Genomic DNA, 12,977 nt, shown 5'->3' on the forward strand with positions numbered 1-12,977 from the left:
CTTTTTGTGGAGAAATGTGATATACTAGAATAGAATTGAGGTGAGCCTATGGCGCAAAAGAGAGAAGAACGCTTAATTGAGTTATATGAAAAAGGTGTCTTGACCAAGGAAGAGGCGCGTGCCTGTTTTAAGGAAATGAACCAAGAACCAGACTTTCTTTTTGTGGAAGAAAAAGTAAAATTGAATTTTACCTTGCCAAGTTTTAAAGTCTTTGCTTCCTCCAAATTGAAACAATCCTATAGTTTTGAAGGGATTGAATCACTCTTTTTAAAATTATCTGAGGGACGTCTAACTTTGGCTAAGTCTAAAAATAATCAGATTAGTGTGGAGATTTGCTACAATCAAGATGCACCAGAAGATAAGCTTCCTCGTCTTTATGTTGAAAAAAAGGGACTTTATTTTCACAGTAGCTTGGCCTGTCGTTTGACAATCAACTTGCCTCAGGAATGGATGTCAGTGCTGGATTTGGAACTTGGTCAGGCAGATGCTCGCTTGGATTACTTACCATTTGAAGATATTTCTATCCGCAGTTCAAGGGATAAAAAACAACAGGATATTCGCTTGACGACTTGCGGTGGTTATCCCCAACACTTGTATGTGCAACTAGCTCAGGCTCCCTTGACTTTACAAACTGGCAAAGGCCAGGGAATTCGGGGGCAGATTGAGTCGCAATCAGGTCATGTCTTGGTTAACCGGAAAAAGAAAAATAGTCCCTATCAGTTTGAAAAATCTGGCAATGATTTACTTTTCTTGAAAGTACAAACAGGTCAAGGGGGCTTTTACGTGAAAGGAATAAAAGATGTCAATTGAATTATATAAAGTAAGGCAGGGGAAGATAGTATCTGGGGTTCTTGCCGGCATAGCGCATAAATTGGGCTGGGAATCCTGGGTAACACGCGCGATATTTATTGCAGGTCTCCTCTTAGGCAAATCCTTCCTCCTTCTGATTGCTCTCTATATTGCAGCAGCTTATTTTTTACCATATAAGGAAGATAGGGACGCGGAACGCTATGGAACAGGTCCACGTAAGATAAAAGAAGCGGAAAAGATAAATAAGTCTTGGTTTGAATAATACAAAAAACTTGAGTTTAAAGGCTCAAGTTTTTTGTATGCTTATACTCAATGAAAATCAAAAGTAGCCTAGGAAACGAAGTCGAAGATAGAACTCTGTTACTATCTTATTTCAAGGTAACAGGCTGAAAACCTCCACTGGAGCTTTTCACTCATCAAGGCAAGTTGACAACGGATAATTTTGATTTTCGAAGAGTATTAGTTTGTGTGACTTGCGATGATGTCCATTTGGCCTGTAAAGGTCCAGTCTGTCACATCGGCTGGTAAGATAAAGTGGCTTCCTTTTTGAAGTGGGTAGCTGGTTTCGCCGACTTGGATGGCACCTTCCCCTTCAATGATACTGACCAGTAGGTAAGGTACTGTCTGTTTCATTTTGATTTTTTGGTCAATATTCCATTTATATACGGTAAAGAAGGGATTGGCAACCAGAAGTGTCGAGTCAAGATTGCCTGCTTTGAGGTGGGCAGGTGTTGAGTTAGCAACAGGTCCGATGGTCAGTACATCAATCGATTTCTCAATGTGTAGTTCACGGAGGTTGCCTGCGTCGTCACGGCGGTCAAAGTCATAGACACGGTAGGTTGTATCACTAGATTGTTGGGTTTCTAAAATAAGGATTCCTTTACCGATGGCGTGCATGGTGCCGCTTGGTACAAAGAAGAAATCACCCTTTTTGACGGGTACATGGGTTAACAACTTGTCCCAATCTCCGGCTTCGATTTGCTGACGGAGTTCTTCTTTGGATTGGGCATTGTGACCATAAATGATTTCAGCGCCTTCCTCGGCTTCTAAAATGTACCAACATTCTGTCTTGCCCAGTTCCCCTTCGTGAGCTAAGCCATAGCTATCATCGGGATGGACTTGGACGCTAAGCCAATCGTCTGCATCAAGGATTTTTGTTAACAATGGAAAGACATCATCTGTTGGATTGCCAAATAAATGTTTTTCATTCTTATAGAGGTCATCCAGTCCTCTTCCTTTAAATTGACCGTTTGAGACAGTAGTTACGCCATTTGGATGGGCAGAAATAGCCCAGCATTCACCAGTCTTATCACTAGGAATGTCGTAGTGGTAGTTGGTCCTTAAGCGATTGCCCCCCCAAATTTTTTCGTGCATAACAGGTGTGAGAAATAATGGTTCCATGATGTTCTCCTTAATAGTAAGTATTAATCTATATATAGTATAACAGATTTGTCAAAAATATGTAGCAATGGAAGAGAAGTGCATTTAATCTGTGGAAGTTTTGCTAATTTTGTGAGAAAAAGAGAGAAACACATTCTTTTTACCAAATCAGCCCCTTGTTTTTCCCACAACCCCTTGCTTATGGTATAATATAATAAAACTGAAAGTGAGGGAAGAAATGACCGTTTATGTGAAAGATTTGGTCGATAATCTGCGGATTGAATGTGCTTACAGTACGGAAGAGCTCCTACAAAAGCAAATTACGACGGCAGATATTACCCGACCAGGATTGGAAATGACTGGCTATTTTGATTACTATGCTCCAGAGCGCATCCAGTTGATGGGGATGAAGGAGTGGTCTTATTTGATGGCCATGACTGCCCATAACCGCTATCAGGTTCTTTCTCAGATGTTCCAGCCAGAAACCCCTGTTGTCATAGTGGCACGTGGCTTGGAAATCCCTGAGGAGATGTACAAGGCTGCAAAAGAAAAACAAATTGCTATCTGCCGAAGCAAGACAGCAACCAGTCGTCTATCGGGAGAATTGTCTTCTTACTTGGATAGTCGCCTGGCTCAGCGGACGAGTGTACACGGTGTCTTGATGGACATTTACGGTATGGGAGTGCTTATCCAGGGTGATTCTGGTATCGGTAAGAGTGAGACTGGTCTTGAATTGGTTAAACGAGGACACCGATTGGTGGCTGATGACCGTGTTGATGTCTATGCAAAAGACGATGTCACTCTCTGGGGTGAACCTGCGGAAATTCTGCGCCACTTATTAGAGATTCGAGGAGTCGGCATTATCGACATCATGAGTCTATACGGTGCTAGTGCCGTGAAAGATTCATCAGAAGTGCAATTAGCTGTCTATCTTGAAAATTTTGAAACAGGTAAGGCATTTGACCGTTTGGGAAACTCTGGCGATACTATCGAAATAGCAGGAATTGCTATTCCACAAATACGTATTCCTGTAAAAACCGGTCGAAATATTTCTGTCGTAATTGAAGCAGCAGCCATGAACTACCGTGCCAAACAGATGGGCTTTGATGCAACGAAGATCTTCGAAGAACGCTTGTCTAATTTAATTGAACACAATAGAGAAGAGGCTTAATATGGATCCTATTGCGGTTAAATTAGGTCCCTTAGAAATTCGTTGGTATGCAATCTGCATTTTGCTTGGTCTGATTCTAGGTGTTTATCTGGCGACAAAAGAGGGGCCGCGAAAGAAAATTCGTCAGGATGATATTTTAGATTTTATTCTAATCGCATTTCCGCTTTCTATCATAGGGGCACGGATTTACTACGTCGCCTTTTCATGGAGTGAATATAAGGATAACATTTTATCTATCTTCGCTATCTGGAACGGTGGTATTGCCATCTATGGTGGTTTGATTACAGGTGCGATTGTCCTTTATTTCTTTACCCAGTATCGCTTTATTAATACCCTGGATTTTTTGGATATTGTAGCGCCATCGGTCATGATTGCTCAGGCAATCGGTCGTTGGGGAAATTTCTTTAACCAAGAGGCCTATGGTAAGGTAGTAGAAAGTTTGAACTACCTGCCAGCCTTTATCCGAGACCAGATGTATATTGATGGTGCCTACCGTCAACCAACCTTCTTGTTTGAGTCTCTCTGGAATTTGCTAGGCTTTGGCTTGGTTTGTGTGTTACGTAGACGACCAAAATTCCTTAAACAGGGAGAAATAACGGCTTTCTACCTAGTCTGGTATGGTTGTGGTCGCCTTTTGATAGAAGGCTTGCGGACGGACAGCCTCATGTTCTTGGGAATACGTGTTTCACAATGGCTATCTGGGGTGTTAATCCTCGTTGGTATTATCATGGTTGTTTTGCGGAGAAGAAAGTCTTCTACTCCATTCTATCAACCCTAAAGGAGAAGATATGATTATTGAAATTTCTGTCTTGATTATTGCCTTGTCCATCGCGGCGGTGGCAGTATATATTGTTTTGTTGTTGAAAAAATTGGGTACGGTGACAGATGAAGCCCAGCAAACGCTTAAGGTCTTGACCAGCGATGTCAATGTGACTCTCTATCAGACCAACGAGCTTTTGGCTAAAACCAATGTTTTAGTCGAAGATGTAAATGGCAAGGTTTCGACCCTGGATCCCCTCTTTGTAGCGGTAGCTGACTTGTCAACTTCTGTATCTGATTTGAATGCTTCAGCGCGTGATTTGACAGTCAAAGCTAAGTCTGCTGGAGCAAGTACTGTAAAAGCTGGCGGAGCTCTTTCAGCTCTGTCAACTCTCTCATCTCTCTTAGGTAAGAAAGGAGAAAAAAATGGTAAAAAAATCTAGTAGCGTGTGGACTAGCCTTTTGTTAGGGGCAGCAGGAGGAGCTGCTGCAGCTGCTTTTCTAGCAAGTAAAACTGGTAAAACAGTCAAAGAAAAAGTTGTAAACTTTGCTAATGACTATAAAGAAAACTATGAAGAAATCAATGCTGATTTTGTCACTAAGGCACAAGATTTAGGCAAACAAGCGACTGAACGATTTACCGAAGTAAAAACTCAACTTGAAACTGGTGAATTGACAGTAGAAGATTTGGTCAAGTCTGGTAAGGAAAAATCCTTGGAAACCTTTGAGCAAATCAAGGAAAAAATTGCGGAACAAAACTTGTCAACGGCTGACATTTTGGAAGCTATCAAGGCAAAAACTGCTAAAGCTCCGACAGTAGATTTGACAGAAGAAGATATTGAGGATGCTGTAGTTGTGTCTGAAGATATTGAAATTGATATCGAAGATGTTCAAACTGAAGTGGTATCAGAAACCGTTTCAGAAGTAGCAAGTGAAACTGCCTCAGAAGCAGTTGAAGGATAAAAAGAAACTAGCTTAGAATTTTCTAGGCTAGTTTTGTTGTGCTTTGTACCATTCTCCCCAGTCCCACATAGAATCAAGGATGGGTTTCAAAGAGTGCCCCAGTTCGGTCAGAGAGTATTCTACACGGGGAGGGACTTCAGGATAGACCTTGCGAGCCTTGATGAACATTTGGGAGCCCAAGGTCATGCCGGCGGAGTTTTGGAGCCTGCAAGATGCCTATTTACAGGAAAAATTAACTCAGAAAAGGGTGACAGGCCTTTCCGACTTGCAGGAAGTGGAGCCACAGATTTATCTCTGGCAGGGAGACATTACTAGCCTAGAAGTTGATGCGATTGTCAACGCGGCAAATAGTCAGCTCTTGGGGTGTTTTGTGCCTCATCATCGTTGTATTGATAATGCGATTCATTCGCAGGCAGGGCTTCAGCTTCGGTTGGCTTGCTACCAACTCATGAAGGCTCAGGGGCACTTGGAAGAAACAGGTCAGGCAAAAATAACACCAGCCTACAATCTTCCCGCTAACTATGTCATTCATACAGTTGGGCCGATTATTCAGGCGGAGGTCAGTCCTCAAGATGAGGCATTGCTGGCCTCCTCTTATCAAAAAAGCTTGGAATTAGCAGTGGAAAAGGGACTGACCAGTATCGCCTTTTGTTGCATTAGTACGGGTGAGTTTCGTTTTCCGCAAAAGCTTGCTGGGGAGATTGCAATCAAAACTGTGAGAGCATTTGTTCACGACCACCCGCAATTACAGGTCATTTTCAATGTCTTCAAAGATGAGGATAGAGCTATTTACCAAGAATTGCTAGGAAGTAGATAGTCAAAAATATTGACTAATTTTCTTTTTCTGTTATAATAGTAAAAAAGTTTGACTAATAAGAGGGGAGTTCCTATGAAGGCTGTTGTGGTTTCACAGGCTGGTGGGCCAGAGGTTTTGGAAGTAAAAGAAATTGCCAAACCGCAGGTGAAAACTGGCTGGTCCTTGGTAAAAATCAAAGGATTTGGTATCAATCATTCGGAGATTTTTACTAGACAGGGTCTGTCACCAAGTGTAGTATTTCCACGGATTTTGGGGATTGAATTGGTCGGCGTCATTGAGGAAACGACAGAGCCAGACAGGTTGCCAGTTGGGCAAAAGGTTGTATCGATCATGGGCGAGCTGGGGCGGGCTTTCGACGGTGGCTATGCAGAGTACGCCCTGGTGCCTAATCAAATCCTCTATCCTGTCCAGACCGATTTGGGCTGGGCGGAGCTAGCTAGCGTCCCTGAAACCTACTACACTGCCTACGGTTCCATGAAAAATCTCAAGCTGGAAGCGTCAGATCGAATCTTGGTGCGGGCGGGGGCTAGCGGGGTTGGACAGGCCTTTGTCAAATTAGTGCGGAGCCAGTTTCCAGACCTGCCTATCTACGCTTCTGTCCGCAAGCTAGAAAAGACCGATCAACTGTTGTCCTCTGGTTTCAGCCAAGTTATCCTCGAAAAAGAGGGGCGATTGCAGACGGATTTGACCTTCAGCAAGATTCTTGAGCTGGTTGGTCCTGCTACTCTAGCGGATTCCCTGGCTCATCTGGAGGAGGGCGGCATTGTCTGCTCGACGGGGCAGCTAGGTGGCAAATGGTATCTGGAGGACTTTGACCCCATTGAGCAGTTGCAGCAGAATGTCTATTTGACTACCTTTTATTCGGGCAATGTTAATCAGGACAAGTTGCAGGAGATGTTTAACTACTTAGCTCGTTACCAGGTGCCAGTTGGGTCGGAGAAGATTTTTAGTTTGGATACCATACAGGAGGCTCACCGCTATTTAGAGGGGGCGGAGGCTTTTGGCAAGGTGATTGTGCTCAATAGGGAGGAAGATGATGACAGAATTGAGACAGCGGAGTAAGAACTTGGCCCGTATCTTTGACCAGCAGGTCGGGCTCTACGAGGGTTATGCAAGGCGACAGGGGCTAAACGGCAAGTGCCTATCGATCCTTATGTGGCTTTATTATTATCCCGGAGGTGTGACACAGAATTTGGTCAGTAAGAAGACTTACTCTAGTAAGCAGGTGGTCAATGCCACCATTAAGAAATTTCTTGATAAGGGCTATGTCTTTTTTGAGGAAAATCCAGCAGATAAACGGCATAAGAAGGTCAAGCTGACTGAGGAAGGCCGTGTCTATGCCAGTCGGATTTTGGACCCCTTGGAAGAGGCGGAAAAAGCAGCCTTGTCCCAGTTCAGCTTGGAAGAACAGGAGCAGTTACTGGACCTCTTTGGTCGCTATGGACAGGCCTTGACAGAAATCATAGGAGGAGAAACGAATGATTGAGTACCAAAATGTGTCCTTGACCTGTCAGGTCAACGGGCCAATCTTGAAGAATTTGAGCTTTGACATTCAAGAGGGAGAATTCTTTGTCCTGATTGGACCAAGCGGGAGCGGAAAAACAACGACGCTGAAGTTGATCAACCGTCTGATTGAGCAGACAGACGGAGATATTCGGATTCAGGGCAAGCGGCTGAAAGACTTTGACCTACGTGAGCTACGCTTGGAAACCGGCTACGTCCTGCAACAGATTGCTTTATTTCCAAACATGACCGTGGCTGAAAATATCGCCCTTATTCCTGAGATGAGGGGCTTGAACAAGGAAGAAATCTTGAAAAAATCCAGACAACTCTTGACTAAGGTAGGTCTGGAGCCGGACAGCTATTTGAACCGTTTGCCCAAGGACTTGTCTGGTGGAGAAAAACAGCGGATTGGGATTCTGCGAGCGATCATTGCCAATCCCAAGGTCTTGCTGATGGATGAGCCTTTCTCAGCCCTAGACCCTATTAGTAAAGGGCAGTTGCAGGACTTAATCAAAGACTTGCATGAAGAGTTCAAGATGACAACGGTTTTCGTCACGCATGATATGGACGAGGCGGTTAAGTTGGCAGACCGTATCTGTTTGATGAGGGCAGGAGAAGTGGTCCAGTTGGGCACGCCTGATGAGCTCCGCAACCAGCCTGCTAATGACTTTGTTGTTGAATTTATGAAAAATCGGGGAGGTGCCTAATGAATCAGTTGCTAACAACCTTTCTGGAACGCAAGTCAGACTGGCTGACAGCTCTATTTGAGCACCTGCGGATTTCCCTTTTGGCCTTGATTATTGCTATTGCCATTGCGGTGCCACTGGGCTTGGTCTTGTCCAACAAGAAAAAGCTGACCGAGTGGAGTTTGCAAGTGACAGGGGTATTTCAAACCATTCCATCCCTGGCACTGCTGGGGCTCTTCATTCCTTTTATGGGTATCGGAACGCTGCCTGCAGTGGTGGCTCTGGTTATTTATGCCATTTTCCCCATTTTGCAGGGGACGTTGACGGGACTTTCGGAAATCGATCCCTCGCTAGAGGAGGCTGCGACAGCCTTTGGAATGACCAAGCTAGAAAAACTGCGTAAGTTTCAGTTGGCTCTGGCCATGCCCATTCTCATGTCTGGTATTCGGACGGCATCCATTATGATTATTGGAACGGCAACGCTTGCTGCCTTGGTCGGTGCGGGCGGTTTGGGCTCTTTTATCCTCTTGGGAATCGACCGCAATGATTCGGCTCTGATTTTGATTGGGGCGGTGTCGTCGGCAGTCTTGGCTGTCCTCTTTGGCTCGGTCATCAAGTTCTTGCAGGACAAGAAGCCTCGCACCATTCTGGCGGCACTCTTGGTCACACTTTTGGCAGTGGGAGCTAGTTATGTTCCGCTCAATCAGTCGTCATCGAAAAAGCTAGTCATCGCTGGTAAACTAGGGGCAGAGCCTGAAATCCTTATCAATATGTATAAACTTCTGATTGAAGACCAGACCGATATCGAGGTGGAGCTGGAGCCAAACTTTGGCAAAACCAGCTTCCTCTACGAAGCCCTTAAGTCTGGCTCGATTGATATCTATCCTGAGTACACTGGTACCATTACGACGACACTATTGACCAACCCACCGTCTGACCTGTCCAACAATCCTGAGGAGGTTTATACCTACGCAAAAGAAGCGATTTTGGAGCAGGATGGCTTGGTTTATTTGGCTCCGACGGAATTTCAAAATACCTTTGCCTTAGCTGTGACAGAAGACTATGCTCAGAAAAACGGTCTTGAGAAGATTTCGGATTTGGCAAAAGTACAGCAGACAGCTGTCGCAGGCTTCTCTTTGGAGTTTAATGACCGTGAAGACGGGAATGTCGGTCTGACCAATCTTTACGGGCTCAATCTTAATGTCAAAACCATGGAGCCTGCCCTTCGCTACGAAGCCATTAAAAATGGAGATGTGCAGCTAGTTGATGCCTACTCAACGGATAGCAAGATTGTTTCTTACAAGCTGAAAATCCTGGAAGACGACAAAGAGCTCTTCCCACCCTATCAGGCCGCTCCGCTATTGACCAAAGAAACCTTAGACAAATATCCCGAGTTGGAGCAAGTCCTAGGGGTCTTGGCAGGCAACATCTCGACCGAGGAAATGACCCAGATGAACTATGCGGTCGATGTGGAAGGCAAGTCGGCAGAGCAAGTGGCGAGGGAATACCTCGAGAAAGAAAATCTACTAAAATAGGAGAATATTATGTCAAATCAATTGGAAAACGCTAAAAATCTTTACCTCCGTGGCATTCGCGACGGGGAAATCAAGGAAGTCCATGAGCACTACATGGGTGCTACTTACACCCAGCATAGTACGGGTGTACCTGATGAGAAAGAGGGCTTTGCGGCTTTCTTTGAGGACTTTTTCAAACGCAATCCCAAGCGGGAAATCAATATCGTCCGTGCCATTGAAGACGGAAATTTTGTCTTTGTCCATGTCCACCAGAAACTCAATGACGGTGAGGCTGAGTGGGTGACGGCGGACATCTTCCGTTCGGATGAAAATGGTCGTATCGTCGAGCATTGGGATGTCATCGATGCCTATCCAAAAACCATTGGCCAAACAGACCCGATTTACGCAGACTTTGAGTTGACAGACCTAGACAAGACCGGGGACAACAAGAAAATTGTCCGTCGTTTCTTGGTCGATGTCCTTCAAAATGGGGAAATCGACAAGTTTGACGACTATGTGGCAGCTGATCTGATTCAGCACAACCAAGAAATCGCTCAAGGCGGTGCAGCCTATAAGGACTATCTGGTAGAGAGTCAAGTCAACTACGACTTTGTCTTTAAGGTGATGGGACAGGGCAACTATGTGGTGGCTTATTCGAAAGTCTGGATTGCAGGTCAGGACTACGCCCACTTTGACATCTACCGCCTCAAAGACGGAAAGATTGTCGAGCACTGGGACAACAAGGAAGTCATGCCAGAGAAAAAAGACTTGACAAATCTTGGGAAGTTTTAAGGGAAAAAAGCAGAGCAGGCAGTCTTGTTTGAGAAAGTCTGCTTTTTCAATTTTAAAAATATTCCATTTATGATATATCGCATATTTATACAATTATTGTGAGAATGTGGTACAATAGTGACAGAATAAATTGAAGTAGGAAGACTGATGAAATTACCGCGTTTCGGCGTTGAGGAGTGGCTAAATGTCCACGAAACCAGCGCCATCTATGACATTGCAGGAGTGTCCATTTCTGCTCTAACTTTGGAAGAGTTATTTGACTTGTCAGGTACTAATCCAGAAGATTTTTATAAAAAATTGCAGAGCACTAGGCTCAATTATGGCTGGATAGAAGGTTCGCCAGCATTTAAAAAATCAGTTAGTCAACTCTATACAGGCGTCAAGCCAGAACAAATTCTCCAGACCAACGGGGCAACAGGGGCAAACTTGTTAGTTCTTTATAGTTTGATTGAGCCAGGGGACCATGTCATTTCTCTCTACCCAACCTACCAACAACTCTACGATATTCCAAAGTCTTTGGGAGCAGAAGTGGATTTGTGGCAGATTGAGGAAGAGCATGGCTGGTTGCCAGACTTGGAAAAACTGCGTCAGCTCATTCGTCCTAACACTAAGATTATTTGCATCAACAATGCCAATAATCCAACTGGCGCTGTCATGGATAGGGCCTATTTGGAAGAATTGGCGGAAATTGCTGATGAAGTTGGGGCTTACATTCTATCGGATGAAGTCTATCGTTCCTTTTCTGAGCTGGATGTGCCATCTATTATAGAAGTCTATGATAAAGGAATTGCTGTAAATAGCTTATCCAAGACCTATTCTCTGCCAGGTATTCGCGTGGGTTGGGTGGCTGCCAATCATCAAGTAACCGATATTCTGAGAGATTATCGGGATTACACTATGATTTGTGCAGGTGTCTTTGATGACATGGTGGCCCAACTCGCTCTGGCATCTCGCAAAGAGATTTTGAAAAGAAATCGGCGCATTTTAGAAGAAAATTTAGCTATTTTGGACCAATGGATTGAGGAAGAACCCCTCGTTTCCTATATTCGACCAGCGGTTGTTTCTACCAGCTTTGTAAAAATTGCAGTGGATATGCCTATGGAAGAATTTTGCTTGCAACTTCTGCAGGAATACGGTGTTCTTCTAGTTCCTGGCAATCGGTTTGATCGTGATGGCTATGTCCGTCTGGGCTATGCCTGTGAACAAGAAACTCTAATCAAAGGATTAGAAAAATTATCCCAGTTTTTAAGAAGATTTGATAAAGAAAACTAGCTCAGGTGGTTGAGCTAGTTTTCTTTATTTTCAGTTGTATTTCTTTGGAAGAGTTTCCGCCAATCTGGTAGAGAGATTTCAGGGCTTGGAATATTGTCCTTCCAAATTTGGTAGCGTGTATCGAAGAGCAGTCGAATGAGTTTGTCCATTATTTCTGCCTCTTGGGGAGTGAATTCTTTCCTTAATCGGTCCATTTCCTGTAATTTTTGGAGCGGATTGACAGTTATGTCGCTAAAACGCTCAATACCTGCTTTGATGAAGATGCCGAAAAACAAATCGAAGAAGTCTCGTAATTCATCGTCTGTTAGACTAGCCGTCCAAGTTTTTAGGGTTTGGTCCGTTTGGAGGCTGTCATTGGTCAGGGTGGGAGCTGACTTGAAATCATTTCCTTCAATATCCCACGAAAAGCTGATGTGTTGGAGCAGTCCGACTGTGTTGCTCTGAACAATCTGAGCATTTTCTGGTGTTTCTAACATCATACCGACGATTGAATTCTGGGGAATGACAGGGAAAATCCGTTGGTGAATAGCTTGGTAACTAGGTGCTTCCAGGTGTTTTTTGTGTAAGCCAGGTGAATCAAAGGGATAGATAGCTAGGATTCTATCCTGTTGGTCTGTAGCTTGCTGGCATGCTGCATAGAGGGCTAAATTTCCGCCTTTCGAATGACCGGCCAGATAAAAATGCCCCCCCTGCTGCATCATAAGTTTTTCTAAGTAGCTACTTGCTGCACGTTGGGCAGGAATTTCATCCATATAGGTCATGTGGAAATCTTCCTTCCAACCGATAATAGTATCATCTGTCCCTCTGAAGCAAGTCACAATTGTTTTTCGGTCAATGCGATAGCTGATTGCTGAAAACTGCTTTTCCTGTTCCAACTGATAATCGTCAACGAAGCCAAATGCCTTGATAGATTTGAAGCGTTTGGATTTGGCTAGAAGTCCTAGTAAGGCTAGGCGGTTTTTGGTCACCATAGAAAAGGGAGGGAAATTATTTTTGTAGGTCTCTTCAAAGGCCGCTGCCAACCGATCAAGTCGTACACCATTTTCTGTAAAAGAGTAGGGGACCAGATTATCAAAAGGGAGGTAGGAAAGTTCGGTCAGAGCCAGAATATCTAGCTTATTGATAGGTTTATCATAAAAATTATCGTATTGAGTTTCTTCAATATAGGTTAATAAATTCGGCATAGTAGTCCTTTCCTTTTTTATCTAGTATAACGAAATATGCTTGGTCTGACAAATCTTAGTTTGAGATTGTTTGTTAGAAAAATCGGACCATTTTGTGATTTATAGGCTATAATATATAGTATATAT

General features: G+C 44.0%; 15 protein-coding genes and 1 pseudogene. 13 read left to right on the forward strand and 3 right to left on the reverse strand.

What is annotated here, in order from left to right; translation table 11 throughout:
• Positions 1-48 precede the first annotated feature (48 nt).
• Both F9856_RS05250 and F9856_RS05255 read left to right on the forward strand, forming a co-directional pair.
• Positions 49-810, forward strand: a complete 762-nt coding sequence (locus F9856_RS05250) for a hypothetical protein (protein ID WP_029997718.1) — start codon at positions 49-51, stop codon at positions 808-810.
• Positions 800-1,072 carry a PspC domain-containing protein gene (locus F9856_RS05255; RefSeq protein ID WP_002936774.1) on the forward strand — a complete coding sequence of 91 codons (273 nt, stop codon included), beginning with the start codon at positions 800-802 and terminating at the stop codon, positions 1,070-1,072. The genes F9856_RS05250 and F9856_RS05255 overlap by 11 nt, the downstream gene beginning before the upstream one ends.
• Positions 1,073-1,269: 197 nt before the next feature.
• Here F9856_RS05255 and manA read toward each other — a convergent pair whose 3' ends face one another.
• Positions 1,270-2,211, reverse strand: a complete 942-nt coding sequence (gene manA / locus F9856_RS05260; protein WP_202105970.1) for a mannose-6-phosphate isomerase, class I — start codon at positions 2,209-2,211, stop codon at positions 1,270-1,272.
• Positions 2,212-2,428: 217 nt separating this feature from the next.
• On the opposite strand from manA, the gene hprK reads away from it, so the two are divergent.
• From hprK to F9856_RS05280, 4 genes are read left to right on the forward strand one after another with little or no spacing between them, the layout of a single operon-like run.
• A complete protein-coding gene (gene hprK / locus F9856_RS05265) occupies positions 2,429-3,361 on the forward strand; it encodes an HPr(Ser) kinase/phosphatase (RefSeq protein ID WP_202105971.1) in 933 nt (310 codons plus the stop codon).
• Between the two features lies 1 nt (position 3,362).
• Positions 3,363-4,139 (forward strand): prolipoprotein diacylglyceryl transferase, encoded by a 777-nt coding sequence (gene lgt / locus F9856_RS05270; RefSeq protein ID WP_236659556.1) that lies wholly within the window; start codon positions 3,363-3,365, stop codon positions 4,137-4,139.
• Positions 4,140-4,152: 13 nt separating this feature from the next.
• The gene (locus F9856_RS05275) at positions 4,153-4,563 is read left to right on the forward strand and encodes a DUF948 domain-containing protein (protein ID WP_024376744.1); all 411 of its coding nucleotides are present in this window, start codon (positions 4,153-4,155) and stop codon (positions 4,561-4,563) included.
• Positions 4,547-5,083 (forward strand): YtxH domain-containing protein, encoded by a 537-nt coding sequence (locus F9856_RS05280; RefSeq protein WP_099832452.1) that lies wholly within the window; start codon positions 4,547-4,549, stop codon positions 5,081-5,083. The genes F9856_RS05275 and F9856_RS05280 overlap by 17 nt, the downstream gene beginning before the upstream one ends.
• A gap of 27 nt (positions 5,084-5,110) precedes the next feature.
• Here F9856_RS05280 and F9856_RS05285 read toward each other — a convergent pair.
• A pseudogene (locus F9856_RS05285) lies at positions 5,111-5,236 on the reverse strand (winged helix-turn-helix transcriptional regulator); the annotation flags it as partial.
• 7 nt (positions 5,237-5,243) lie between these two features.
• Between F9856_RS05285 and F9856_RS05290 the strand changes: the two are divergent.
• From F9856_RS05290 to F9856_RS05320, 7 genes are all read left to right on the forward strand, one after another.
• Entirely contained in the window at positions 5,244-5,900 is a 657-nt protein-coding gene (locus F9856_RS05290; protein ID WP_105129235.1) for a protein-ADP-ribose hydrolase, read from the forward strand.
• A 72-nt stretch (positions 5,901-5,972) separates the two neighbouring features.
• On the forward strand, positions 5,973-6,962 hold the full coding sequence (locus F9856_RS05295) for a zinc-binding dehydrogenase (protein ID WP_202105973.1): 990 nt from the start codon (positions 5,973-5,975) through the stop codon (positions 6,960-6,962).
• The gene (locus tag F9856_RS05300; protein WP_202105974.1) at positions 6,937-7,386 is read left to right on the forward strand and encodes a MarR family winged helix-turn-helix transcriptional regulator; all 450 of its coding nucleotides are present in this window, start codon (positions 6,937-6,939) and stop codon (positions 7,384-7,386) included. The genes F9856_RS05295 and F9856_RS05300 overlap by 26 nt, the downstream gene beginning before the upstream one ends.
• A complete protein-coding gene (locus F9856_RS05305; RefSeq protein WP_202105975.1) occupies positions 7,379-8,110 on the forward strand; it encodes an ABC transporter ATP-binding protein in 732 nt (243 codons plus the stop codon). Before F9856_RS05300 ends, F9856_RS05305 begins: the two co-directional genes overlap by 8 nt.
• Positions 8,110-9,624: an ABC transporter permease/substrate-binding protein gene (locus tag F9856_RS05310; protein WP_202105976.1), complete on the forward strand. Its 1,515-nt coding sequence runs from the start codon at positions 8,110-8,112 to the stop codon at positions 9,622-9,624. Before F9856_RS05305 ends, F9856_RS05310 begins: the two co-directional genes overlap by 1 nt.
• Before the next feature lie 9 nt (positions 9,625-9,633).
• Entirely contained in the window at positions 9,634-10,395 is a 762-nt protein-coding gene (locus F9856_RS05315) for a nuclear transport factor 2 family protein (protein WP_202105977.1), read from the forward strand.
• 147 nt (positions 10,396-10,542) lie between these two features.
• Positions 10,543-11,667, forward strand: a complete 1,125-nt coding sequence (locus F9856_RS05320) for an aminotransferase (RefSeq protein WP_202105978.1) — start codon at positions 10,543-10,545, stop codon at positions 11,665-11,667.
• Between the two features lie 14 nt (positions 11,668-11,681).
• Here F9856_RS05320 and F9856_RS05325 read toward each other — a convergent pair whose 3' ends face one another.
• Positions 11,682-12,851, reverse strand: coding sequence for a DUF2974 domain-containing protein (locus tag F9856_RS05325; RefSeq protein WP_202105979.1), 1,170 nt, complete (start codon positions 12,849-12,851; stop codon positions 11,682-11,684).
• Between the last annotated feature and the right edge of the window lie 126 nt (positions 12,852-12,977).

It is taken from the genome of Streptococcus suis, assembly GCF_016743335.1.
In the GTDB taxonomy this organism is placed as follows: Bacteria; Bacillota; Bacilli; order Lactobacillales; family Streptococcaceae; genus Streptococcus; species Streptococcus suis_Y.

What these genes read in the sequence shown, in the direction of transcription:
- F9856_RS05255 (WP_002936774.1), top strand. Translation starts at nt 800, where the DNA reads ATGTCAATTGAATTATATAAAGTAAGGCAGGGGAAGATAGTATCTGGG.
- F9856_RS05300 (WP_202105974.1), top strand. Translation starts at nt 6,937, where the DNA reads ATGACAGAATTGAGACAGCGGAGTAAGAACTTGGCCCGTATCTTTGAC.
- F9856_RS05315 (WP_202105977.1), top strand. Translation starts at nt 9,634, where the DNA reads ATGTCAAATCAATTGGAAAACGCTAAAAATCTTTACCTCCGTGGCATT.
- F9856_RS05305 (WP_202105975.1), top strand. Translation starts at nt 7,379, where the DNA reads ATGATTGAGTACCAAAATGTGTCCTTGACCTGTCAGGTCAACGGGCCA.
- lgt (WP_236659556.1), top strand. Translation starts at nt 3,363, where the DNA reads ATGGATCCTATTGCGGTTAAATTAGGTCCCTTAGAAATTCGTTGGTAT.
- hprK (WP_202105971.1), top strand. Translation starts at nt 2,429, where the DNA reads ATGACCGTTTATGTGAAAGATTTGGTCGATAATCTGCGGATTGAATGT.
- F9856_RS05310 (WP_202105976.1), top strand. Translation starts at nt 8,110, where the DNA reads ATGAATCAGTTGCTAACAACCTTTCTGGAACGCAAGTCAGACTGGCTG.
- F9856_RS05290 (WP_105129235.1), top strand. Translation starts at nt 5,244, where the DNA reads ATGAACATTTGGGAGCCCAAGGTCATGCCGGCGGAGTTTTGGAGCCTG.
- F9856_RS05320 (WP_202105978.1), top strand. Translation starts at nt 10,543, where the DNA reads ATGAAATTACCGCGTTTCGGCGTTGAGGAGTGGCTAAATGTCCACGAA.
- F9856_RS05280 (WP_099832452.1), top strand. Translation starts at nt 4,547, where the DNA reads ATGGTAAAAAAATCTAGTAGCGTGTGGACTAGCCTTTTGTTAGGGGCA.
- F9856_RS05250 (WP_029997718.1), top strand. Translation starts at nt 49, where the DNA reads ATGGCGCAAAAGAGAGAAGAACGCTTAATTGAGTTATATGAAAAAGGT.
- F9856_RS05325 (WP_202105979.1), bottom strand. Translation starts at nt 12,851, where the DNA reads ATGCCGAATTTATTAACCTATATTGAAGAAACTCAATACGATAATTTT.
- manA (WP_202105970.1), bottom strand. Translation starts at nt 2,211, where the DNA reads ATGGAACCATTATTTCTCACACCTGTTATGCACGAAAAAATTTGGGGG.
- F9856_RS05295 (WP_202105973.1), top strand. Translation starts at nt 5,973, where the DNA reads ATGAAGGCTGTTGTGGTTTCACAGGCTGGTGGGCCAGAGGTTTTGGAA.